Source organism: Streptomyces sp. NPDC050439 (genome assembly GCF_040655335.1).
GTDB lineage: Bacteria > Actinomycetota > Actinomycetes > Streptomycetales > Streptomycetaceae > Streptomyces.
Genome location: NZ_JBFAJT010000003.1, coordinates 247,576 through 272,663 on the forward strand (window position 1 = coordinate 247,576; position 25,088 = coordinate 272,663).

General features: G+C 67.7%; 12 protein-coding genes. 7 read left to right on the top strand and 5 right to left on the bottom strand.

Annotation, left to right across the window (positions count from 1 at the left end):
• Nucleotides 1-16 precede the first annotated feature (16 nt).
• Nucleotides 17-229 (bottom strand): DUF397 domain-containing protein, encoded by a 213-nt coding sequence (locus AB0I66_RS14210; RefSeq protein ID WP_363208113.1) that lies wholly within the window; start codon nucleotides 227-229, stop codon nucleotides 17-19.
• A complete protein-coding gene (locus AB0I66_RS14215) occupies nucleotides 226-1,071 on the bottom strand; it encodes a helix-turn-helix transcriptional regulator (RefSeq protein WP_363208114.1) in 846 nt (281 codons plus the stop codon). Before AB0I66_RS14215 ends, AB0I66_RS14210 begins: the two co-directional genes overlap by 4 nt.
• Before the next feature lie 234 nt (nucleotides 1,072-1,305).
• On the opposite strand from AB0I66_RS14215, the gene AB0I66_RS14220 reads away from it, so the two are divergent.
• From AB0I66_RS14220 to AB0I66_RS14240, 5 genes are all read left to right on the top strand, one after another.
• The gene (locus AB0I66_RS14220) at nucleotides 1,306-1,722 is read left to right on the top strand and encodes an ATP-binding protein (protein ID WP_363208115.1); all 417 of its coding nucleotides are present in this window, start codon (nucleotides 1,306-1,308) and stop codon (nucleotides 1,720-1,722) included.
• Between the two features lie 87 nt (nucleotides 1,723-1,809).
• Complete coding sequence (locus tag AB0I66_RS14225) at nucleotides 1,810-4,074, top strand: hypothetical protein (RefSeq protein WP_363208116.1); 2,265 nt, start codon at nucleotides 1,810-1,812, stop codon at nucleotides 4,072-4,074.
• A gap of 33 nt (nucleotides 4,075-4,107) precedes the next feature.
• Nucleotides 4,108-5,424 (top strand): DUF262 domain-containing protein, encoded by a 1,317-nt coding sequence (locus AB0I66_RS14230; protein ID WP_363208117.1) that lies wholly within the window; start codon nucleotides 4,108-4,110, stop codon nucleotides 5,422-5,424.
• A complete protein-coding gene (locus AB0I66_RS14235) occupies nucleotides 5,421-6,575 on the top strand; it encodes a DUF3696 domain-containing protein (RefSeq protein WP_363208118.1) in 1,155 nt (384 codons plus the stop codon). Before AB0I66_RS14230 ends, AB0I66_RS14235 begins: the two co-directional genes overlap by 4 nt.
• Nucleotides 6,576-6,623: 48 nt before the next feature.
• Nucleotides 6,624-7,559, top strand: a complete 936-nt coding sequence (locus AB0I66_RS14240; protein ID WP_363208119.1) for a hypothetical protein — start codon at nucleotides 6,624-6,626, stop codon at nucleotides 7,557-7,559.
• A 706-nt stretch (nucleotides 7,560-8,265) separates the two neighbouring features.
• On the opposite strand, the gene AB0I66_RS14245 is transcribed toward AB0I66_RS14240, so the two are convergent.
• Nucleotides 8,266-11,337, bottom strand: coding sequence for an AAA domain-containing protein (locus AB0I66_RS14245; protein WP_363208120.1), 3,072 nt, complete (start codon nucleotides 11,335-11,337; stop codon nucleotides 8,266-8,268).
• Nucleotides 11,338-11,564: 227 nt separating this feature from the next.
• Between AB0I66_RS14245 and AB0I66_RS14250 the strand changes: the two genes are divergently transcribed.
• Entirely contained in the window at nucleotides 11,565-18,440 is a 6,876-nt protein-coding gene (locus AB0I66_RS14250; protein WP_363208121.1) for a DEAD/DEAH box helicase, read from the top strand.
• Complete coding sequence (locus AB0I66_RS14255) at nucleotides 18,437-20,680, top strand: UvrD-helicase domain-containing protein (protein WP_363208122.1); 2,244 nt, start codon at nucleotides 18,437-18,439, stop codon at nucleotides 20,678-20,680. The genes AB0I66_RS14250 and AB0I66_RS14255 overlap by 4 nt, the downstream gene beginning before the upstream one ends.
• A gap of 82 nt (nucleotides 20,681-20,762) precedes the next feature.
• On the opposite strand, the gene AB0I66_RS14260 is transcribed toward AB0I66_RS14255, so the two are convergent.
• Nucleotides 20,763-22,049, bottom strand: a complete 1,287-nt coding sequence (locus AB0I66_RS14260) for an SWIM zinc finger family protein (protein ID WP_363208123.1) — start codon at nucleotides 22,047-22,049, stop codon at nucleotides 20,763-20,765.
• Nucleotides 22,046-25,084, bottom strand: a complete 3,039-nt coding sequence (locus AB0I66_RS14265) for a DEAD/DEAH box helicase (RefSeq protein WP_363208669.1) — start codon at nucleotides 25,082-25,084, stop codon at nucleotides 22,046-22,048. The genes AB0I66_RS14260 and AB0I66_RS14265 overlap by 4 nt, the downstream gene beginning before the upstream one ends.
• Nucleotides 25,085-25,088 lie beyond the last annotated feature (4 nt).

The window sequence follows — 25,088 nt, forward strand, 5'->3', positions numbered from 1 at the left end:
AGAAGTCGCACTCGTCTTACATGGTGTGCGTGGCGGCAAAACCAACGAACTCGGTCCAGGTAGTCGACGTGAGGCTCACTATGGGCCCCGCCTTGTCCTTCGAGTCGCGAACATGCGTCATGCCCGTCCAGGACGCGACCTCGACGCACTCGCCCCCTTGTCCCGTGCTGTAGCTGCTCGTGAACCAGGCCAACGCGGGAACAGCCTGCTCAGGTCCTTCGAGGTTCATCTCTCTCCCAGCAACTTCTCTACGAGGGCCATCGATTCCTGCGGAGTCAGAGCCTGCGCGCGAACGATCCCATACTGTTCTGCGATCTCTCGGACGGACGCCCGGTCTGAGAAGAGGCGGCTGCTCTTGTACGACTCCACGTATGCGATCCTCTGCCCATCCTTGGTCTCGATCAAGGTGAAAGGGCCTTCCAACCCGGCGTGCTCCTGTCGCTCGATCGGCATCACCTGAATTTCGACGTTGTGCCGATGCCCGTGCAACAGAGTCTGCTCCAACTGCCCACGCCACACTGTCCGCCCGCCAAGCGGCCGACGCAACACAGCTTCTTCGATGACGAAGCTGATTGTGGGCAATGGCTTACGCGCGAAGATCTCCTGGCGTGCCATGCGCGACTCAACGCGCTGACGGACAACGTCCTCGTCGAGCAGCGGCCGCCACATCGCAAAGACTGCCTCGGCGTACTCCGGCGTCTGGAGCAACCCAGGTACCGCCTTCGTCGCCAGGGCATGCAGCTCAACCGCCGTCGCCTCCAACCGAGCGGCATCCTGAAAGAACGCCGGATACTGCGCCCGCCCCACCTCCTCCTTGCCCGCCCTCAATACCCGGCCTGCATCCAGCACTTCATCCGCCCGATCGATGAACCTCGGCGGCGCAATCCGTCTCCCCTGCTCAAAAGACGCGATCGTCGACGCCGAGTACCCCGTCCGAGCCCCCAACTCCGCCCGATCAAGCCCCGCCCGCTCCCGGCACAGCTTCAGCTGCCGCCCGAAGACATGCAGAATCCCCGCCCCGGACTCGTACTCACCCTCGCCCTCGCCCTCCGCCTGGTTCTGCTCTTCCACGCGCCCGGCTCCTCCCGCTACTTACGCACCGCCCCGCGATCAACCAACCGCACCCGAAACAGGTCACGCCGCACCCCGCGTACAACCACCCACCGACCGCGTACAACCGGCACCGGTCAACGCATCACGCCTGTTCAAAGCTACGCACACACCGCGACCGTTGCCCCCATGAAGCCAGCAACTCCCCCACAAGGGCATATGCCACAACGCACGGCGCCCGCACACGAGTTCGCGATGCAGTTCACCTCAACCCCACGCGGCGCACGACTAGCCCGCCGTCTCACCTCTCACCGCCTGAACGAATGGGGCCACCCCTACACCTCACCCGCCAACGAGGCCGTCACCCTCATCACCGCAGAGCTCACCGCGAACGCCGTCCGCCACGGCCACGTCCCCGGCCGCGACTTCCATCTCCGTCTCACCAAGACCGAGGACACTCTCCGCATCGAAGTCACGGACACCCGAACGGATCGGCCGCTCACCTCCCCCATTGACCCGGACGAGATCCCAGACCCCGAATCCGAGTCCGGCCGCGGGCTCCTCCTCGTGGCCGCCCTGTCCTCCAAATGGGACTCCGCACCCCGCAACGGAGGCCCAGGTAAAACAGTCTGGGCCGAGCTTCATCTGCGCAGGCCAGAAGGCGAACGGTGACGTGTTGTCAGTGGTCGGGTGCAGACTGTCGACCGGCCGTTGGAGCGCAGGGCTCCATACGAGCAACCGACGTACAGGATCCGCACTTTGGGCAAGTCCAAGAAGCGTGACCGGCGCACTCCCCGCACCGATCGCCGCCGCACCGCTCCCACCCCGCCTGCGCGCTGGCGCGTCGGTTACTTCTTCGTGCACGGCGTGGGCACCCAGCGCCCCGGCGACGCCCTCGCCTGGGGAGAATCCGTCACCGGCGTGCTTCGAGACGTACACGGCGCGCACGCCGTGCAGTGGCAGGATCAGCCGCTCTCGGCGACGCGAGAAGACCGCGAGATCCGCCACGCCGAGGTCACAGTGAACTTCGGCGACGGCCGCCCGCGCACCGCGCTGTTCGCCGAGGCCCTGTGGTCCGAGAAGTTCGTCTCCTTGGGGCGTCCCTCCATGCGTCGGACTCTCGCCTTCCTCCTGGCCGCCCTCCCGCTGCTGGCCTGGATCATCGGGCCGGACCGTCGCGATCTACAGATGCTCGCCCCTGGCCCGCCCTCCTGGCGACAAGCTCTGCGTGACGGCCTGGTCGGTGCGGGCCGGACCATCACCTCGCCCTTCCGATCGATCGCCTCATCGGAGAACCGCAGCGTAGGGAGGATGATGTGGCGCGTGCTGACCTTGGTGCTGCTGGCGTGGCTGCTGCCCTACAGCATCGCCCTCGCGGTCAGTGGCTCCACAGGATCCAGGGTCTTCCTGTTTTTCCTTCTGGCCGCATTGGCCTGGTGGGCGCGCTCGCACAAGAACATCATCTGGCACGTGCGGGTCGCGGCGACGGACGAGGCCCGCACGCAGCAGCTCCTGGATCATCTCCACCAAAAGCTGAACTGGATGGAGCGCCACTGCGACGAGGTGATCGTGATCGCCCACTCCCAGGGCGGATACTTGATGCACCGCGTTCTGGCGCCGGGCTCGCCTCAACAGCATGGCAAAGTACGGCGGTTCGTCGGAGTGGGATCCGGTTTGAAGCCCATCTCTCTGCTCAAGACGTTCCACCGCCCTGAGATCAGAACCCCGGTCTGGGTCGCGACCCTCTGCGTGCCTCTCCTCCTCTGGGGGATTGGCCCGATCACATGGGAGGCGTTCGGCCCCGAGCTGAGCGCGTTCCTTCACCTCAATTACACGGCACTGCACGCCACAGTGATGCCTCTGTCGCTCTTCTCCGACCCTGAAGTCATGCATTCGTGGTCCATGGGGGTCATCGATGCCTCGCTGCAGCTGGTGAAGGCCGTACTGTCCAGCCTGCATCTCGACTTCGCGCACATGGCCGCCATCGCCGCAGGCATCTCCCCTTCCATGTTCGCCGGGCGGGTCGCCAATGCCGCCCTGAGCTCCCAGCCGCCCGACTCGTTCGCCCTCGATCACCAACGTCGTGGCATCGAGTGGCGTGAATACACGAGCCCCCACGACATGGTCGGCCGCATGCTGGGGCCGGAAGTGCCCGAAGGCGTCGATCAGCCTTGGATCTCCGCGACCGGAAACCCTGTCGCGGACCACACCCTCTACTTCCATGCCAGCGGGGTTCTGCCACGGAGACTGGCCGCGGACCTGCTCCAGGACCTGTCGGCGGGAGAGCCGAACGCCATGAGGCCGGCAGCCGATGCCTGGGCCGGGGCCGTCGCAGCATTCGATGACGCCCGTCGGCAGCAGGCCGCTCGGCGCCGCATGCTGCACGGCCTGTTGTTCGGCCTCGCCGCAGCCCTCCTGCTGGCGCCTGCCCTCTACCAGCGCGCTTCCTTCCTAGGCGCGCTCCTGGGCCACTCGTTGCACCTGGTTTCCGTGCTCCTGATGTTGACCCTGCTGTTCGCCTGGATCGCGCATCGGTCCGCCGTCGCGAGCGCACGTGCCTTCACGCGCCGACTTATCGACGGCGGCGACACCGACGACAAACCGTGGCAGGTACGCATCGTGCCACCGGGCCTGCGCACCGTACCGGCCGTCGCTGCGGGGGTCGGAGGGCTTCTCTCCCTGTTCGGCTGCGTCTGGTTCACCAGGGTCGCCATCCGGTACGGCGACGATTCTGTCTGGCTGGGCTACCCGCTCCTGCTGCCTCTCGCCGTCGGTCTGCCCCTACTGGCCTGCGCGACCGCGGCCGGCTACCCCGTGCGCAAACGCTGGCCTGTCCTTCTCACTCTCTCGGCCGCCCTCGCCCTGTGCAGTCCTCCTGCCCGCCACACGCCCGGACTGCCGTGGGACCTGCGAGCGGAAGTGTCGCTGACCTTTGGCATCACTCTCTGCGCCCTGGTCTGCCTGCTGGGCGTACTGAACGCCCGGCGTCGCACCGCATCGGGCAGAATCGGTCCCCTGGGATGACGTCATGAACCAGGAGACGGGACGCGAGGACATATGTCGCTGGAGGACAGCATCGGCAGCCGCCGCGCGGCAGCCAGGGAGCAGCAGTCGCTGTTCGAGCGCTACCAGGACGAGGCCTCGGCCGAGGACAGCGGAGGCTTCCGGGTCGAGGTCGGTGCCGATGGCCGGGGGACGGACGTGGAGCTGGAGCTCCCCGACCCCGAGTCGGAGGACGGGGCCGACCAGATCACGGCGCCGTACGACCCGTCCAAGATTGAGATCCAGACCAGCAACCCGACCATCAACCTGCTCATGTCCCGGCTGAGCAACGGCATGATCGACCTCGCCCCGGACTTTCAGCGGCGGGCCGGAATCTGGTCGGACGAGCAGCAGAGCCGGCTGATCGAGTCGCTGCTGCTGCGCATTCCCATCCCTTCCTTCTACGCGGCGGAGCTCGACGACAGCTCATGGAGCCAGGACAGCTCCTGGGCGATCGTCGACGGCATCCAGCGGCTGACGGCCATTGCCAGGTTCATCGCGCCCGAGGCGCTGGCCCAGGTGGCGGGCATCAACGCTGGGCCGCTCCGGCTGCGCGGGCTCGAGTACCTGCGGGAAGAGTTCGAGGGCAAGGGCTACACCGACCTCACGGGACGGCTGCAGATCCGGCTCAACGAGACGCAGGTCGTCGTCCATGTCATCCGCCCCGGCACTCCGGAAGCGGTCAAGTTCAACATCTTCGCCCGGATCAATACGGGAGGGCTCCCGCTCACCCGTCAGGAGATCCGGCACGCCCTCATTCCCGGGCCGGCCCGGGAGCTGCTCTCCTCACTCGCCGAATCGCCGGAGTTCGTGTCGGCCACCAGCAGCGGCGTCTACAGCGAGCGCATGGCCGATCGCGAGATGGTACTCCGCGCCCTGGCTTTTCGACTCTCGCCGCCGGACTCCTTCAAGGCCCAGGATTTCGACCAGTTCCTCGCTCTCACCATGCGGCAGATCAATCGGCTGTCACCCGAGGACCGGAGCGCTCACGCCGAAGACTTCAAACGGGCGATGGCCACCGCCGAGCAGATCTTCGACGGGCATGCCTTCCGCAAGCTCTACCCGGGGCAGACGCGGCGCTCGCCGGTCAACAAAGCCATTTTCGAGACGGTGGCGGTGAACCTCGCCGAACTCACAGATACCGAACGCGCCTCGCTGGTAGCGTCCCGCGAGATGGTGATCGAAGGGTTCCAACTGCTCATGACGGACCGGGACTTCGAGCGTGCCGTGTCCGTGGGTACGGGTGACAGGGCCAAGGTGGTCCGCAGGTTCGCCCGGATCCGTGATCTCTTCCGTACCATCCTGGAATCCGACGGGGGCAGTACCCAGTGATCGACCAGTTGTCGCTGATCAACTTCAAGGCCTTCCGGTCGGCGGACATCCGCCTCGCCCCGGTCACGCTCCTCACCGGTCTCAACTCGTCCGGCAAGAGCACGGTTCTGCAAGCACTGGCCCTGCTGCGCCAGTCGTACGACTCCGGCATCCTGCTCTCCACCGACGGTGATCCCGACAGCCGCGGCGGATTCCTCCTCGACGGCGATCTGGTGGAGCTGGGCACCGGCCAGGACCTGCTCCACGAGGACTTCGTCAGCGTCGACGGCGAGCCCGAGCCGCTCATCACGGTGGAGTTCCGCACGGACAGCGGGCAGGACTACGTGTGGGCCGCACGGTACGCGCCGGAGCAGGACGTACTCGCCCTGCGTCGCACCGACGCGCCCGCGGCGCCCGAGCATTGGGGCGAGGTCCCGCTCTTCTCCCGGCGCTTCCAGTATCTCAAGGCCGACCGCATCGTCCCGGCCACCTCCTATCCCCGGTCGCACCACCAGGCGATCGGCCGCCGCTTTCTGGGCTCACGCGGCGAGCACACCGTCAACTTCCTCCGCCATCACGCGCAGGACATCGTCCCTGACGGACCGCTGCGCCACCCCGAAGCTCGCGCGCACACCCTCCTCGACCAGGTCGTGGCGTGGATGCAGGAGCTGTGCCCGGGAATCAATCTCGAGGCGACGGAGATCCCCGGAATCGACTCCGTACGACTGAGCTACGGATTCGGCGGCACGACCGGCCTGGACTCCTCGCGACGCCGTCGCCCCACGAACGTCGGTTTCGGCCTCACTTACGCGCTGCCCATCGTCGTGGCCTGCCTGACGGCGACACCCGGCAGCCTCGTCCTCCTGGAAAACCCCGAGGCTCATCTCCACCCGCGTGGCCAGGCACGGATGGCAACGCTCATCGCCGCCGCGGCCTCCGCAGGGGCGCAACTGATCGTCGAAACACACAGCGATCACGTCCTCGACGGCACCCGCCTCGCAGTCAAGCAGGGCCGCCTGAAGGCCGCCGACACCGCCATCCACTACTTCCGCGGCAACGGAACCGGCGTGGAGATCGTCACTCCGGCAGTCGGCGAGGACGGCATGCTCTCCGAGTGGCCCGAAGGGTTCTTCGACGAGACGGATCACACGCTCGACCAGCTTCTCGACTGAGCGCCTCGCCGACGGTCAGTCTTCTCAAGTCGCCAGGGGGGCGCATCAGTGGTGCTGTTGTTCTTCAACGAGAAGTCCTGTGCTTCCCGGTCCACGCCGGACGAGGCCCGGCAGGACATGCACGACTTCATCAAGGTCTGCCAGGACATCTGGAAGATCCACCGTGGTGCGACGCTGGTGAGTGAAGTCCGCCTGGAGGACGTGGAGATCGCCCCCGGCTACTACCTTCAGCAGTGGCGCAACGAACCCAGGAATCACGACGCCTGGCAGTTCATGCGGCGCGTGCTGCAACGCAAGGCCCCGCTCTCCGGCGTACTGCCCAAGCCGCCGGACAACCAGGAGAGCGAGTATCACCACGAAGGCTTCCCGGTGCTCGGACTGGCTGCCGCCCACCTCATGAACTCTCTCGCCGTCAGCCTCCCCTCCGCTCCGTGCTGGGATGCTTCGTGGCTCAAGCTGGACTACGAGCTTCTCGACGAGGACGACTACCTCAAGGGCAGCTCCGATGTCCGGCACGCCGCAGCGCACGCGCATGTCGTGGAACATGAGGAGTGGATCCGCGACACCGCCGCGGCGTCGGTGACCACGGGCACGGAGCTGTGGTCCGGTCGAAAGGACCTGTTCCCTCAACTTCAGTTCGTTCCGGGCGTGGAGGAGAACCTCAAGGATCTCCCTGGCGTGGCCGTCCCCTCCGTACGCGAAGAACTGCTACGGCTGAATGCGGCGGCGGAGGCCTGGCGCCCCGGAGAGTCGGAGCCGGCCTGGGCCGTCAAGGTCGTACCCGAGAGCGAGAGCCGCATCAATCTCGGGCTGTGCGACTTCACCGACTTCGGCGGGGTCAAGCGGCTGTTCAGCCTTCATACGCGCTACCAGCCACGGCCGGGACGGATCCATTTCCGCCTGATCACGGAAGAGGGCAAGATTCGCATCGGCTACATCGGCCGCAAGCGGCTGGAGGAGGGAGTGCCTCGCCGGGCACGCTGACCATTTGTCCCGAGGTCCCAGGGACTTGGAGCGCCATCTCACAAGCCTCGAACCCGATGAAGGCATGGCCGATGTGGGCGGCCTGGAAGCGCCGCCTGTCAGCCCCCTTGAGCCAGCCTCTGAACAGGCAGCGCCCCGCAGCGGCACCTCCCGAAGAGGCTCTCCGCGCCGAGACTCCCGTCGTCATGGCCCCCGAGACGAACAGAGCCCGCAGTAATGGATCACATTGTCAGCACCGCGAAGTAGGCGGCATGCCCATTACAAGCTAGCCTGCGGTCATGTTAGGAATCCTACGGCGCAAGAAGAGCCGCCAAGAGGCCGCCGCCGCACAGCAATGGGAGCGTCTCCACGCCTCCCTGCGACAACTCGGACCTAATTTCCACATCGTCCAGGTCGCCGAAATTTACCAACGAGCAAAGAACGGCTCCAAGGCGTATGTGATCTGGACCGAGACTGGGGCCAAGCAGGACACCTGGTTTGAGGGGTGGGTTCCTCAGCCAGGGTCCTTTCTCCTGGTACGGGGATCCGTAGGGTACGGCCCTCATAACAACAATCCCACGGTGCTCTACATCGGATCCGGCGGTGTTCACAGCACAGCTGCCCCCAATGCCTGGAGCGCCTGGCAGCGTCAGCAGAGTGGCCAGGTATAGGCGGCAGGGATCAGGAGGGATGCCGGTCGCCACGGAGCGGATCGAAACCGCACACTTCACGGCAGCCAGCGACGAGCCTGATCACGGCTAACGCGTGCGGCGTCGACGTACCAGAGCCCCTTCGGCTTGTCCCACCGGGCATTGAGCAGCTTCTTCGCCTCGTCTTTCTCGGCGAAGGGAACATCGAGATAGAGGCGTCCGTCCACGACCGTTCCAGGGCCTATGCCGTCAGGCATCGCCGCGCGGCGAGTGCCACCTGTGTCTCTGCCCTGCACGCCGGCACCCGCTGCTCGCGGGTTCCAGGCCGGTTTGTCCTTCCGGGCCCGTTCGATGACCCTGCTGACCCGCTCGCAGGACGCTGGGTCCGTGAAGCGCATCATCAGGTCCGTCGGGCCACTGTTCGCCAGCAAGTTGAGCGAACCGTGCCAGAGGACCGTACTGTCGAGGATAAGTACCTTCTCGTGCATACGCTCCCGGAAGTCCACCTCGCAGCCGACCGCGCGAAGTTGATCAATCCGCTGCTGATGCTTCTCGGCCGAGGCATCGTCGCGCTGCTCTTCCGCGGCACGGGTGTAGACGACAACTCGGACGCCGTCACTCGCGCGCTGCCCGAGCAGACTGGACCACTTGCGGACCGGAGCGGGGTCGAGAAAAGGGCAGTAGACCTCAATGCTCGCGTCCGCCCGCTCGATGTCCCACTCCACCGCCTTGTAGACCTCGTCGGCTGGAAAGAAGGCGGGGCGTGACAATTCCTCCTCGGAGAGACTGGAAAGTTGGGCTGCTTCCCGGGTGGGCACAAGCTGGTCGGCCGACATCACCTGCGCGTGGCTCTCGAGGTGGTCGATCATGACGCGGGCCTCACTGTGCGGCGCGAGATGCTTCCGCAAGTGTTCGAGGTCGGCGACGACGACGAGGTGATCCTGGGCACGACTCAGGGCGACGTTCAGAAGGCGGCAGGTCTGCGAGGAGAGACCGGTCCCCTTGTAGAAGATGCCGGGGTCCTTACCTGCGCCTACGGCCGTATCGAATACGACGATCGGGCGTTGACTGCCCTGAAACCGGTGGATCGTGTCGACCAGGCCTTCGTATTCCTCTCCGAACCGGTATTTCAAACTGCCCTGAAGCGCCTTCACTTGGGCACGGTACGGGGCAATGACAGCAAGGCTGTCGGTGGCCCGTCCATTCCCCGGCGCACCCCCGTCGCCCCACTTCCGTCCCGGGAGGACTCCCTCGTACTGAAGACCGCGTACGAGTTCATGCACCACAGCCTCGTTCACCGTGTTCGCCTTGTAGTCAGGCCCAGCGATGCGCTGTTTGGAAGTGTCGATGAGGAGGACCGGAGCCTCCACCAGCGGATTGAAGGGAACTCTGCTGCGATCGTCACGACCTGTGGCGAGCGGTGCGTCGGGATAGGCGACCGCGTTCACCAGTCCACAGATGGGCTCGCGCATACGGTACTGAGTGTCCAGGGCCACAAGCCGGGGATCCTGGCGGACTCCTCCGGAAGCGGACACCAGACCTGCTGCGTGAAAGGCGTCGCGAGCGGCCCACTCCCGTGAGTGTGCGCGTTCCTCGTCCGTTGCCTTCCGGTCACCGTCACCCTTGGTCACAGCCGGCAGCTGCCGGAAGTCACCTGCGACAACGACTCTCTTCCCGGCCAGGCCCGCAGCCAACCAAGCCGAGGGAAGATCAACCATTCCTGCCTCATCGATCACGACAACGTCCACACGGTCGAGCAGCTTGCGCGATTGGACCGCCTTGGCAACAGTCGCCCCCATGACCCGGCACTTCGACCGCACCGTGTCCTGGATCTTCCTACGCTGCCGATCAAGTTCGTCGAGCTGCTTCTGCAGGGTCTCGGCCTGGCCGGCGAGTACCGGACGTGCGGGAGCCCCTACGAGGCGAGACCGGGCAGAGGCAAGACGTCCGCTCAATTCGCCGATCTCCGCAGCGGCCTCGTCGGCCCGACGCTTGGCAGCTACGCGGCACTGTGCCGCACTCGACGCAGCGGTACCGGCCCGTCCGAGCTCGGCATGGAGTACAGCGAGCTGCGCTTCCTTCCTTTTCGCGAAGAGACCGCCAGGTTGCCCCAACTGACCTATCGCGAGGCGCAGCTGTTCTGCATCGGCTTGTGCGCGCAGCGCTTCGTGCTCGGCAGCCGCGCTTGTCGCCGCAGCCTCGGCGTTCGTCGCGCGGGCCGCTGCAAGCCGCTCGTCCAGGGAGCGTAGGTCATCATGCAAAGCAATGAGGGCGCGGGATTCCTTGAGGGCGTCCTTCGCCCGAGTGAGAGCCTCGTCCAACTGGGCGGCAATACGGGCAGCGATTTGCGTCGTGTCGACGTACTCGCCGTATCGCTCGCGCAGAGACGGGACTTCAATGTCGCCCGCTCGTTGGACCAACCCCTCCGAGAAGCCGTCCTGAGTGGCAAGGAGGTCGCAGATGCGTTCCAGCGCTTGGTCGACCGCGACCTTTGTCGGAGCTAGGAATAGGATATTGAGTCCCTGGCGGAAGTTGCCCTCGACAATGTGCCCGACGACATCCGTCTTTCCCGTTCCAGGTGGTCCCCAAAGGAAAAGGATCTGACTTGCCAGCGCCTGCTCGACGGCGAACCTTTGGCGTGAATTCAACTTCAGGGACTGCCAGTTTGCAATCCAGCGGCCCGGGTCCGTATTGCGTGCGTTCTTCGGACTGCCCTGACCGACGATCCAGCCGGCGCTCTCCACATGTACTGCGCTGTCGGTTTCGCCCACCGATTCAAGACGCTCGGCGATGGCGGCCAACCCAGCGGAATCGTCCCTCCGGACCTGCGCATTGGGCACCGATTGCCCCAGATCCGCTGCGGTGACCAGCCGCACGCCTCCGTCAGGCTTACGCGACGCCTCCGCCGTTACCCAAGGACCACGCGATCGTGAGGCTCGTACGAGTACAGGCATTCCGTCCAGGGACTCGTGCCACTTCCTGCACACAAAGAGGTACTCGAAGCGGTCCGCAACCGATGACACGAGGCGACCGCCGGAAAGTGAGACTTTTTGCGCGTCGCCCCCGTCATTTCGCCGCTCTGCCAGAATTTCCGACCGAACGGCTCTCAGTAGATCCGCCACCGGATACGGCTTCTTGGCCTCGACCATGCACGCACTCCCCCGATCTCTCCCGCACCTGTCCCACGCTCGGCTCATCGACCAACCAGGTGACTGTACGTGGGCAGCAAGGACGGGCGGGCTCCTTTTGGCCAGGGCCATCGGCACGCACGTGACTCCGGCCTCGGCCCACTCGTGCGAGCCGAGATTCGACGGACGCGGACAGGTGCCCGCTATACGGTTGACCTGGACAACAACCTGCCACGAAGGAGCACGTCGTGAGGCCAACCCTGGCCGCCGCCCAGATCCGCGGCAGTCTGACCCAATACCTCACGACGACCTACGCCCTGACCGACGGCGACACACGCCTCGCGCTGGAGCGCTTCCTCGGTCACCCCGAGACAGGTATCTTCCGCGGGCCGTATCTGCGCATCAGGACCCCGTTCCACACGGCCGACGACGGGTGGCAGCAGCACCTCGACTGGATTCCGGGATTTCCGCCCTATCGGCACCAGGCCAAGGCCTGGGAACGGCTCTCGACTCTTCGCGGGCCGGCCCGGCCGACGCTGATCACCACCGGTACCGGATCCGGGAAGACCGAGTCCTTCCTCGTTCCCGTCCTTGACCACTGCCGCCGGGAGAAGGCCCGCGGGCGGAGCGGGATCAAGGCCGTACTGCTGTATCCGATGAACGCCCTGGCCACGGACCAGGCCGGTCGTATCGGGGAATACCTCGCGCAGCCCGAGCTCGCCCAGGTGACAGCCGGGCTGTATATCGGGGACCGGCCCGACACCGACTTCCGACGCGTGATGACACGGCGCGAGGAGATGCGGGCCTCACCTCCGGATGTGTTGATCACCAACTACAAAATGCTCGACCTGCTGCTGCAGCGCGGCGAGGACCGGGCGCTGTGGGAAGACGCGGACATCACCCACGTGGTGCTCGACGAGTTCCACACGTATGACGGGGCCCAGGGCACGGATGTCGCCATGCTGCTTCGTAGGCTCGCGTCCGCCACGGGGAAGAACCGCCCCGGGCAGCCACTCGGGTCCATCTGCCCCGTTGCCACATCGGCAACGCTCGGCGAGGGAGGGAACGGGAGCTCAAGCAGCCAGAGCAGCGGGATCCGCGATGTGGCGGAGCAGGTCTTCGGGATGCCGTTCGCGGCTGACGCGGTAATCGGTGAAGAGCGGATGTCCGCCGGACAGTTCACCGGGGAGGTCGACTACGAACTGCCCGAGCCGCCGACACCGAGAGAAGTGATCGAAAGCTCCGGCGGGCCAGGCGTCGAGGCCCGACCGGACCTGCTGGATCTGGACGGGCTCGCAGAGAAGCTGCTGGGGCGGCGTCGCCTTGATGTGTTTCAGATCGGCAGGCTGCTCAAACGGCACGACTTCACGCATGGTGTGCTGTCCCTCCTGGACGGCGAGCCGCTCAGTGAATGGGAACTGCGCGACCGGATGAGCCGGTTCGGATACGCGTGGGGGCGAGCCGCCCGGGAGAATCCGAGACTGGTGCTCCAGGCCCTGTCGCGGTTCGTGGCACTGCTGTCCGCGGCCAGGGACCCCGATTCGGACGAGAAGCGGCCGCGGCCCCTGCTCCACGTCGAGGCTCATCTCTGGGTGCGGCCCGTCACCCGTGTGCTGCGAGGCGTGGGGCCGAGCCCTGAATTCCGGTGGTACGAAGATGACCGCACCGCCGCACGCAGGGCGGCCCTCGCCGCGCCTCCCGTCGGGACCGGCGAAGAGGACGAGCGGTCGTCCGGCGGGTGGCCGTCGGGCGATGCACGTCGGGCGCTGGCACAGCCGGGATCCGATACCGCGATGCGCCCGGCCGCCGTGCATCTGCCCGCCGTCTACTGCCGAAACTGCGGGCGTTCCGGGTGGGCAGCGCTCTCGCCAGAGGCGGATCCGCAGCAGCTCGTCATGGCACAGGACAAGGTGTGGCGTGCCGGAGTCGGGCGTGACAAGCGGCGCATCCGCTATTTCATCGCTGCTACCGCTGCCGAGCGGGACGATGCTCTCAACGCTCTGACCGGCACGAACCCATCCTCCGGCGGTGTCGATCCACTCTCGGTCGTGGTGCTCGACGGTGCGCAGGGGACGTATCGCATGCCCGTGGCCACGGATCGCGACGATCTTCAGGACGGGTGGTTCGCGCTAGCCATCACGGACAAGAAGTCGGCGGACAAGGCCGCCGTCGACGACCGTTGTCCTGCCTGCAACACCGACAACGGCATTCGCTTTCTCGGCACGTCGCTGGCCGCCCTCGCCTCCGCGACAGTCACCCAGCTGTTCACGGGGGGCGACATCGCCCTCGTACCGGAAGAACGCAAGACACTGCTCTTCAACGACTCGACGCAGGACGCCGCGCACCGCGCCGGATACGTCGCCAACGCCTCGTACAAGTTCTCGCTGCGGTCGCTGCTGGCCCACAATCTCGCGGATTCCGATGAGCCGTTGGCCCTCAACGACCTGATCGGAAACGTACTCGACTCCGTCGACGACCCCCAGGCGCTTGCCGCCGTCGTACCGCCGGATCTGCACGACGAACCGGGAGTGGACCGGCTGCTGTCCGGACGCGGCACGGGTGATGCCCGCACGTGGAAACTCATCGGCGAGCGGCTCGCCTTCGCCACCGTGATGGAGTTCGGGCTGCGCTCGCGCCAGGGCCGCACTCTGGAGCTCACGCGTACAGCCGCGGCCGAGATCGTCCTTCAGGACCCGGAGCGCATCACCGCGCTCGCCAGGGATCTGCATCTTTCCCTGCCCGGGCAGTTGGTGGTGGCGGGAGGGCTGCCTACCTACGACCGCTATCTGGCCTTCGTACGGGGGTTGCTGGAGCGCATCCGGCTGCGCGGAGGTGTGCGGCATCGGTGGCTGGAGCCGTGGATGCGCGACGCGGGCGTCACCCGGTTCAAGGTGTGGGGCGGGCGGCCGGACGGCATGCCGGCCTTCCCCGACGGTGTCGCGGCTCCTCGGTTCCTTCTCGATGCGCCGAAGGAGAAGTCGTCCTTCGACGCCGCTACCGGCAGGCTCGGCTGGTACCAGGACTGGACCCGCCGGTGCCTCGGCCTGGACGCGGCAGGGGCCAGTGAGTATCTGCGCAGACTGCTGCCCGTGCTCGCCGAGGAGCATGTACTGGCGGTCCGTACAGCGCAGGACCGGACGACCCGGGTGTACGGACTGCAGCCGGGCCACATCGAGGTGCGCCTGCTGGACGACGCCTCCGTCAACAAAGCCTTCGTCAGCTGCGCCGATTGCGGCTGGGAGCAGGTTGTTCTGCCGGACCGCAGGACGCGTTGGTACGGGCACCCGTGCCCGCGCTACCGCTGCAAGGGGGTGCTGAGGCCCCCGCAGGACGACGTCTCCCTCAGTGTGACCAGCACCTCGGGCAGCTTCGGCGGCTCGCGTGAACGCGACTATCAGAACGACTACTACCGGCGCCTGTACGTGACGGGCGGCACGTTCCGGGTCGTCACGGCAGAACACACGGGCATGCTCACCCGCCCCCAGCGTGAACGCGTCGAGCGGACCTTCCGGGAAGGTACGCACTACACCGACCCCAATGTCCTGTCATGCACCCCTACCCTCGAACTGGGCATCGACATCGGCGACTTGTCGGCCGTACTCCTCGGATCCCTCCCGAAGGGCCCGGCCAACTACGTCCAGCGCGCCGGGCGGGCCGGCCGCAAGACCGGCAACGCACTCGTGGTCGGCTTCGGCGGGCGGCGTGCGCGCGACCTGTACTACCTCGACGAACCGCGCGAGATGATCGCAGGCGACATCGTGCCGCCCGGCTGCTACCTCTCCGCGGTGGAGATCCTGCGCCGTCAGTACACGGCACATCTACTGGACCTCGCCGCCCGGGGCTCGCTCGCCACAGCGGACGCCGAACAGCTTCAGCCTGTGCCGCGGCTGGTATCAGCCCTCTTCGGCACCACCGGCTGGTGTCAGGACCTCGCGGACGCCGCCCTCACCCACGGCGCCACGCTGGTCGAAAGCTTCCTGTCCCTCTTCCCCCGCTCGGGCACGGAAGGTACGGGAGTCTCCGAACATGCCGCCGACGAGCTGCGCAGGTACGCCACGGGTGGGATCGTCCGTGCCCTTCAAGAGGCCGAGGAGGACTGGACAGCGCGTCGCGAGGATCTTCGGCGGCGGATCTCGGCCATCGACACAGCGATGGACGGCCTCGTCCGCTCCGACCCTGAACAGGACCGTGAGCACCGGGAGTTGTTCGCCGAGCGCCGCGCCACTGGTGATCTGCTGCGTGAGCTCAGCCAGACCAGCGCACATGGCGCGCTGGTCGACCTGGGGCTGCTGCCGAACTACAGCCTCGCCGATACGACGACTCAGCTCGAAGCGACCCTCTACTGGACCGAGGAACAGGCCGAGAGCGACGGTGACGCTGTCGGCGCGAAAAAGACGTACCGCAGTGAAGTACGGGACTACGAGCGCTCCCGCAGGCTCTCCCTCTCCGAGCTCGCCCCTGGTAACAGCTTCTACGTCAACGGCTACAAGCATGTCGTACGCGCACTCGACATCGGCAGCCCGGACCGACGCGCCTGGTCGGTGTGGCGGCTCTGCCCTGCCTGCGGCTACGCCAGGACCGAGAACGCCAAGACGGACACGTCACCGTGCCCACGCTGCAACGGCCGGGAGATCGCAGACGCCGGATGCGTCCAATACGTACTCGAACCCAAGCGCGTCATCGCCCGGGACAAGCGCGATGACGCGCGAGTCCGGGACGACAAGGACGAGCGGGACCGCCGCCGGTATTCCATGCTCACCGCGGTCGACATCGACCCGGTCCACCTCATGCCCGGGTCGTGGCGGCACGACACAGCCATCTTCGGTGTGGACTTCTCCCGACGCGCGGTGATCAGGACACTCAACCTGGGGCTCGACCGGCAGGACGGCAGCAGCACCGCCCCCATCGCCGGCGAAGACGTACGGCTCAACCCCTTCTACGTCTGCACGAGTTGTGGAGGCTCCACCGCTGAGGGCCGCCCCGTGGTCGAGCAATCTCAGAACGCCCTGACCGAATCCCTGGCGGCCGGTACCAGAGCCAGTGCACATCACTTGCTCTGGTGCCCCCGCCGAAAAGCACGGTCCGCCGGCGCCGAGGAACAGGGCAAGGGCCAGGATGTGCCACTGCTGCTCGCCCACGAACTGGTCACCGAAGCCGTACGCATCCTCCTCCCGGCCTCCGTCGCCCGCGCCAAGGAACGGCTTGCCTCCTTCACCGCGGCTCTGTTCGTGGGGATCGCCGCGCGCTACGGCGGGGACCCCGATCACATCGACATCGCGTCCGCCTCGATGCCGGACGGGAGCGACTCCGACTGGCCCCGGCGTTTCTTGGTCGTCTACGACCGGCTGCCGGGCGGCACCGGCTATCTGCATCGCCTCGCGTCCGCAGGCGGGTTCCGTGAAGTGCTGCTCAAGGCACGGGATGTGATCGAAAGCTGTCCGTGCATCGAAAAGGGCCTGGACGGCTGCCACCGCTGCCTCCTGCGCCGTGTGCCTGCCACCGACTACGACCGGGTCAGCAGAAGCGAAGTGCGACAGATGCTGGACGAGTTGCTGGGTGAAGCCGGCGAGCGCTGGCAGACCTCACCGGTCGCCGCCACTCATCACATCCCGCTGGAACGTCAGGCCGAGAGCGACCTCGAGGTCATGTTCATCGACACGCTCAAGGAGTGGTCCGGGCAGCCCGGCTCCCAGGCAAGTGCGGACGCGTACACGACGACAGCAGGCACGTACTCATTGGACCTACGGCTGACCGGATCGGGTGGCAGCACGCTCAGTTGGCGAGTTTCCCAGCAGCGCGTTCTGGACGGGACACGGCCGGACGTGCTCTTCGAGCGCCTGGACGCTCCCGGCCCCCGCCTCGCCCTCTACCTCGACGGCTACGAATTCCATGCCAGCACCAAGCACAACCGGCTTGCCGACGACGCCGTCAAGCGCACCCGCCTGCGCGCGGAGGGACTCCGGGTCTTCCAACTGACGTACTACGACGTCAAGGAGTGGCGCACACGCGTGCGCGACACCGGCTATGCCGCGGCGGGACCGGCGCAACCGGTGTGGCAGCCGTATGGAGACGGCGGGCAACGCCAGGCCCGTGACTACTACGCCAAGACGCGGGGTGGCCTGCCGGGCGAGCTCGCCGAGAACGTATGGATCAATCCTGCGGATCTTCTGCTCGCCTACCTCCGCTCTCCGGATGCGGGTAGGTGGCTATGGCGGACAGAGGCTGCCGTGGCCGGGCTGACCGGGACACGGCCCCATGTGGCGGCGATGTCCGGGGAGGCCGTCGGCGCTCAGCTCACTGCGGCGCTCGGCGGTACTTCCCCTCGCGGTGAGGGCGGGCCGCTTCATGTCCTTGCCGCGGAGGATCGGTCCGGGTGCCGGGTCACAGCTGTGGCTGACGGTCGACGCAAGCCCCCGTCCTGGACGGCGGTCACCGTCCTGGACGACAGTGCGACCGCCGTCGACGACACCGACGCGCACAAGAAGCGCTGGCGCGCCTGGCTCTTCTGGAGCAATCTGCTGCAATTCCTCGAACATGGAGGAGGCGACAGCGCTCAGCTGACCACGAGCCTGCTGGACGGCTTCTCGGCCGACACACTCGCTGTCACCGGTGGCTCTGGGCTGCTCACCTCGACGCGGCTCGATCTGGGAATGATCACAGAACCCGAGGTGAAAGAGTCGGCACAGGTGATGACCGTGCCCGAGCCGGACGTCGCAAATTCGGAATCGTCCGAGTCCCACACCCACACAAGCTGGGCAGCGGTACTGGACCTCCTTGATCCAGATGAACCCGATCTGCTGCTGCTGGCAACGGCACTGGCCTCCATCGAGGTGCCCGCGCCTGTGGATGGCTTCGAACTCGATGAGCACGGATGGATGGCCGAACTGGCCTGGCCGGACTTCAAGGTCGGTGTGGTGCTGCCCCATCGCCCATCGAATACCGATCCGGATTACGAGGCCGAGGACCGGGACCGGGCATTCGCAGCTGCTGGGTGGGATGTACGACCCGCGAGCGATTGGACCGCCAGAGACCTGGCCCAGCGGCTCGGCGTGCAACCATCCGCGCCCGACGAGCATCGTGATCAGCAAGACAACGGATCGATCCATGGGGAGCCCCACCGATGAACACCGCGAGTGTGACGCTGCGTCTGCTCGACAAAGCTGACAAGGAGATCCTCAAGCTCCCCCGCACGGTCAAAGGCGCTCTGTACGACTTTCAGCACAAGTTCAAGTCGAATCCGCAGGCGACAGGCCTGCAGCTGAAGCAGCTGAAGGGCGACAGCAGGCTTTGGTCCGCACGCGTCAACGACGAGTACCGTGCCCTGCTGCTGCGGCTGGCCGACGACGACTGGCTGATCGTCTCGGTCAAGCACCGCAAAGAGGTCTACGAGAACCTCGACCGCCTCGCATACGGCATCAACCAAGTCACGGGTGGCATCGAGTACGTCGACCTTCAGGTCGTCGAAGAGAGCGTCCTGCGACGGGATGCTGCCGCTCAGCCCGCGCCTGCTCCCCGCCCTCAGACTCCAGTCGAACGCCCCTCCCCCGAGCCGCTCTTTGTACGCTTCTCGGACCAGCAGCTCACCGACCTCGGCGTCGCCGAACCGCTCGTACCTGTGGTGCGCACCCTCACCACCGAGGATCAGTTGCTCGGGCTCATCGAGTATGCGCCCCAGCTGACCGGCGAGATTCTGCTGTCGCTCTTCGACGGCAAGTCGTTCGACGACGTACTGGACCAGGTCACGGCCCCCGTCACCACCCCGGACGCCGTCGACGTCCACGACTTCCAAGCCGCCGCCGAACGGCCGGCGACGATGGTCACGACCACCGACGAGGCGCTGCGAGAAGCCCTTGAGGGCGAGGACTTCGGACGCTGGAAGGTATTCCTGCATCCCACGCAGTCCAAGCTGGTGGAGCGCGACTACTCAGGACCGGCTCGCGTAGGCGGTGGCCCAGGCACAGGAAAGACCATCGTTGCCCTGCATCGCGTGAAGCATCTGGTCGAGAAGCTCCCCCAGGGCCGTAACAAGCCGGTACTGCTCACCACGTACAACAAAAACCTCGCAGCCGATCTGCGTGCCCGACTGCTGGAACTCGGTGGCGAGCAGCTGCTGACCCGCGTCGAGGTCAGCCACGTCGATCAGCTGGCGCTGCGCGTGGTCCGGGAGGCCGAGCCCGGTAGCAACAAACAGACGATCGACGACAACCAAGTGCTGCGCGAGTGGCGTTCGATGCTCGACGAACTCGACGAGACAGGCTGGGACGCGGAGTTCCTGCACGACGAGTGGACTCAAGTGATCCTCGGCCAGGCAGTGGTCTCGCGTACCGAGTACTTCCGTGCGCGCAGGGCCGGCCGCGGCCGCAACGTCACACGTGCCGAGCGTGCTGAAATCTGGCAGCTCGCCGAAAAGTTCACCCAGAGGCTCGATCGACTGGGTCGTCAGACGTGGGCGCAGGTAGCCGAACGGGCCGCCCGTCTGGAGATGGAGCGCGAGCAGCGCATCCAGGGGATCGAGCAGCGGCGTGAAGAAGCCGGGGGCCTGGATAACATCCACCTGCAGGACGGTTCCGCGGGCTGGCTGCGATACCGCTACCAGCACATCGTCGTGGACGAGGCTCAGGACCTACGGCCCGGTCACTGGAAGATGCTGCGGGCTATGGTCGCGCGCGACCGCAACGACATCTTCCTCGTCGGCGACACCCATCAGCGGATCTACAACAACCAAGTGACACTCGGCAGCCTGGGCATCAATATCCGTGGGCGCTCAGCCAAGTTGACTCTCAGCTACCGCACCACTCGGCAGATTCTCGGGTCGGCGCTCGAAGTGCTGAGCGGCGAAGCGTTCGACGATCTCGACGGGAATGCCGAGTCTCTCGCCGGGTACCGGTCGGTGCTCAGCGGGGCACGCCCACAGCTTCACGGCAGCACCGACTGGGAATCGGAGTGCGCGTCCATCGCAGCCCTCGTCGCCGAGTGGGACGACATCCCTCGCGAACAGATCGCGATCTGCGTTCCGACCAATGCCATGGCCCGGGAAGTGGCAGTAGCCCTCGCGCCGGCGGGCATCAGGGCGCTCGAGATCGGCCCGGACGGCCCGCGTGGCGACGACGGGGTACACATCGGCACCATGTTCCGGTTCAAAGGGCTGGAGTACCAGCGCATGATCATCGCCGGTGTGAGCGAAGGGCTGGTGCCTCGGCAGGCTGTACTTCAACTACAGCGAACCGACGCGTTGCGCTACCGACGCGAACTACAGCGAGCGCGTTCGCTGTTGTTCGTGGCGGCGACCCGGTCACGCGATGCGCTTGCCATCTCTTGGCACGGCGCGCCGAGCCGCTTCCTGAAGCCCTTGCTGTCGCCGTGAATGGTTCGGGTTCCGACGGCTGGGCGGGATGCGCGAAGAATGAAGAACGGAACTCGGACGCCCGCCAAGGAAGCAGCGGCTGTTACGTCCCGATCATTCCCGTGACCGCACCCACCGGATCCGCGTCGGCCTCCCCCTCCGGCCACCAGTCGTCCCGTCCCGGCTCGCTCCGGTACGGGTACCAGCGGCCGTCGCGGCCGAAGCGGAGTTGCAAGGAACCCTGTGCGTCCGTGAGTTGGTTCCGGTGGATCGTCATGCGCGGGAGGTCCGCCGCGAGCAGCGCGCCCCTCGCCCGGTCGAAGGGGCCCGCCGGAGGGTCCCACGGGGATTCCAGGACCGCCAGACCCTCCTCGCCGCCCTGGCGCCAGGCCGCCGCCGCACGGGCGAGGTCCGCGGGGGTGTGGTCCACCGACTGTGCCAGTTCGGCGAATTGGCGGCTGAAGCTGCGGCGGCCCGTGAGGCCGGGGTGGGAGGCCGCGAGGCGGACCGCGTCGTGCCAGGGGTCAGTGGCGGGGAAGGGGTCCGCGCCCGCGGTCAGGTACGCGTGCGCCCGGTTCGCCGTGTCCGTGGCGAGGAACTCCAGGGAGGTGGGGCTGGGAGCGCCCGGGACCGACGGGAGGAGCGGGGGTTCGCCCGGGTGGGCGGGGGGTGCCATCGGAGGTGGGAGCGGGGGGCGGTACTCCGTGGCCAGGACGTCCCGGGCCAGGGTGCCGGGGAGCGCTGCGGTGGTCGCGCCCCGCGTGGTGTCGGACTGCTCGCGCGCCGCCTGGTGCGCGTTGCGCTGGGCCAGCTCGTCGAGGAGCGCCTGTTCGTCCCCGCCGCGCAGGAGGAGGAGCACGAAGGGGTCGGCGTCGAGGAGTCTGGCCGTCTGGTAGGTGAGGGCTGCCGCGTGCTTGCACGGGCGGCCGTGATCCGGGCAGGTACAGGAGGGAACCAAGTCGCCGGGGCCCGGGAGGAGTTGGACGCCGGAGCGTTCGGCCGCGTCCACCAGCGCGTGCGGCATGTCCTTGTCCAGGAGCGCCGCGATGTGCGCGGGTTCCGTGGCCACCGCGTCCAGGAAGCGGTCCCAGTCCTCTGGCTCGAGGGTGCGCATACGGATCTCGGCGCGGTAGGGACGCGGACGGCTTCCGTGTACGTACGCCACGATGCGGCCCGGCGCCACCGTGATCGTGTCGACGTGCCCCTCGCGGGCGTAGGCCCGGCCGCGGGTGAGCCGCCCCGCGTCGAGCGACGTCCCCTCCAGCGCGCCGATCCAGGCGTTCCCCCACCAGGAGGTGGCGAACGGCGCCTGGGGGTCGGGGTGTTGGGGCAGCGGAGGGAAGACGCGGCCTGCGCCCTGTGCTCGCCCGCCGACGCGCCCGCCCCTCACGACACCCTCCGCAACGACACCAGGTCCGCCAGGTCCGCGTCCGACAGCTCCGTGAGCGCCGATTCGCCGCCCTCGCCGAGGACCGCGTCCGCCAACGCCTGCTTCGCCGCCAGGAGTTCGGCGATGCGGTCCTCCACCGTGCCCTCCGTGATCAGGCGGTGGACCTGGACCGGCTGGGTCTGGCCGATGCGGTAGGCGCGGTCCGTGGCCTGTTCCTCCACCGCCGGGTTCCACCAGCGGTCGTAGTGGATGACGTGGCCCGCCCGGGTGAGGTTGAGGCCGGTGCCGGCCGCCTTGAGGGAGAGGAGGAACACGGGGACCTCGCCCGACTGGAAGCGGTCCACCATCTCCTCCCTCCGCCTGACCGGCGTACCCCCGTGCAGGAGCTGGGTGCCGATGCCGCGCCCCGACAGGTGCGATTCGAGGAGGCGGGCCATCTCCACGTACTGCGTGAAGATCAGCACGGAGCCGTCCTCGGCCAGGATCGTGTCGAGGAGTTCGTCGAGGAGCTCCAGCTTCCCCGAGCGCGAGCGGCCCGCCCGCGTGGCGATCGCGCCGTCCTTCAGGTACTGCGCCGGGTGGTTGCAGATCTGCTTCAGCGCCATCAGCAGTTTCATGACCAGGCCCCTGCGCGCGATGCCCTCCGACGCCTCGATGCGGGCCAGGGTCTCGCGTACGACGGCCTCGTAGAGCGACGCCTGTTCGCGGGTGAGCGTCACCGGGTGGTCCGTCTCCGTCTTGGGCGGCAGCTCCGGGGCGATGCCCGGGTCGGACTTCTTGCGGCGCAGGAGGAAGGGGCGCACCAGGCGGGCGAGGCGGGCCATCGCCTCGTCGTTCTCGGCGAACTCGCCGCCCTCCGCCAGGCGGGCGTGGCGGGCCCGGAACGCCTTGAGCGGGCCGAGCAGACCCGGCGTCGTCCAGTCGAGGAGGGCCCAGAGCTCGGAGAGATTGTTCTCGACCGGGGTGCCGGTGAGGGCGACGCGCGCCGCGGAGGGGATCGTGCGCAGCGCCTTCGCCGTCGCCGCATGGGGGTTCTTGACGTGCTGGGCCTCGTCCGCCACCACCAATCCCCAGGCGTGAGCGGCCAGTTCGGAGGCGCTCGTACGCATCGTTCCGTACGTCGTCAGGACGAAGCCGCCGTCCAGGTCGCCGTCCAGGCTGCGGCCCGTCCCGTGGAAGCGGCGCACCGGGACGCCCGGCGCGAATCGCTCGATCTCGCGCTGCCAGTTGCCGAGGAGCGAGGCCGGGCAGACCACCAGCGTCGGCTCCGGCCTGGCCCGGTGCAGGTGGAGGGCGATCAGCGTGACCGTCTTGCCGAGGCCCATGTCGTCGGCGAGGCAGCCGCCGAGGCCGAGGGACGTCATGCGGTCCAGCCAGGCCAGGCCCCGGAGCTGGTAATCGCGGAGGGTGGCGGCGAGCGCGGGCGGCGGCGTGACGGTGCGCAGGTCGTCGGTCAGGCGTTCGCGCAGGTGGGCCAGGGCGCCGATCGGGACCGCCTCGACGCGCTCGCCCTCCACCTCCGCCGTTCCCGTCAGCGCGACGGACAGCGCGTCCACCGGGTCCAGGAGACCCAGGTCCCGCTTGCGCGCCTTGCGTACGAGTTCGGGGTCGACCAGGACCCATTGGTCACGGAGGCGTACGACGGGGCGGTGCGCTTCCGCCAGGATGTCCATCTCCGCCTCGGTGAGGGGCCCTCCGGTGCCGTCGCCTTCACCTCCACCTTCGCCGTCCTCCGACCCGAGCGCCAACTGCCATCTGAATTCCAGCAGTTGCTCGGTCTTGAAGAAGTCGAAGTTGTCGGCTGCCGTGCCGGGTGCGGGGCGTACGACCGCGGTCGCCGTCAGCCCGCGCGTCAGCTCGCGGGGCCAGTGCACGGCCACGCCCGCGGCGGCGAGCCTGGTCGCCGCCGCGCCGAGGAGCTCGTACAACTCCCCCTCGCCCAGCGGCAGTACGTCGGGCCGGGGCCGTTCGAGGAGGCGGGTCAGCGGCGGCCATACGCGGGCCGCGCGCCGCACCGCGAGGAGCGTGTCCACGCGGGCACGGGGGCCGAAGTGGTCGGCGCCCGACCACAGTTGGGCGGCGTCCGCCACGAGGGTGGGATCGGCGAGGCTGTGCACCTGCACGACGGCCGCGGCCGGGCTGGCCATGCTTTCGCCGGCACCCTCCGTCCGCCTGCCGTGCGGAACATCCTCAGGTACGCCCTCAGGTACGCCCTCAGGAACGCCGCCGGGCCCGTCGTCCGTCGCCCCGTCGAACACCTCGTGCGCCTGAAGGTCGAGCCGCAGCGACACTCGTACGCCGGCGTCCATCCCGGCAGCCACCTCCGCGGCCCACTCCCGCGCGCCCGGCAGCCGCTGCGGCTCGCGCGCGGCGAAGGGCGCGCCGACCGCGTGCGGCGCGGCGGGCGTACGCGGCAGGGTGTCCACCACGGCGTCGACGAAGGCCCTGACCAGGGCGAAGGGCTCGGGCAGCAGAAGGGGCCTGCTGCCGGGCAGCGGTACGGCGTGCGCCTCGGCCGGCATCGCCGAGGCGATGGCCCGCAGCTGCGTGACGTCGGCGGCGTCCAGCGGCCCCGCACGCCACGCGTCGAGATCACCGCCGGTCAGCCCGGGCAGCAGCCGGCCCCGCGCGGCCAGGTGCAGGGCGTGCCGGGCGGCGGCGGCCCAGCAGGCCACGGCGGGGTGCGGGGGCGTGGCGCGCAGCAGTAGCGGGAGGGCCTCCGCCACGGGCAGGGTCCACGCGGGGACGGTACGCGTACGGACGCCCTTGCCGTGGCGGCGTACGACGGCGATTTCCTCCTCGGCGCCGGGGGGCACGGGTCTCTTGGGGGCGCCATCAGCGGGGGCTGCCTCAGCCGTGGCTCCGGGCTCCCCATGCCTTGCGGAACCGGCCAGACCGCCCCCGGCACCACCACGAACCCCAGCCAGGCCGCGTCCAGAAGTACCCTCCGGAGCCCAGAACGCGAGCCGTCCCTCCCTCGGCACCTCGGCCGGCAGGAACACCGCGGCGCACGACCGCACCAGCTCCCCGAGCAGCCGC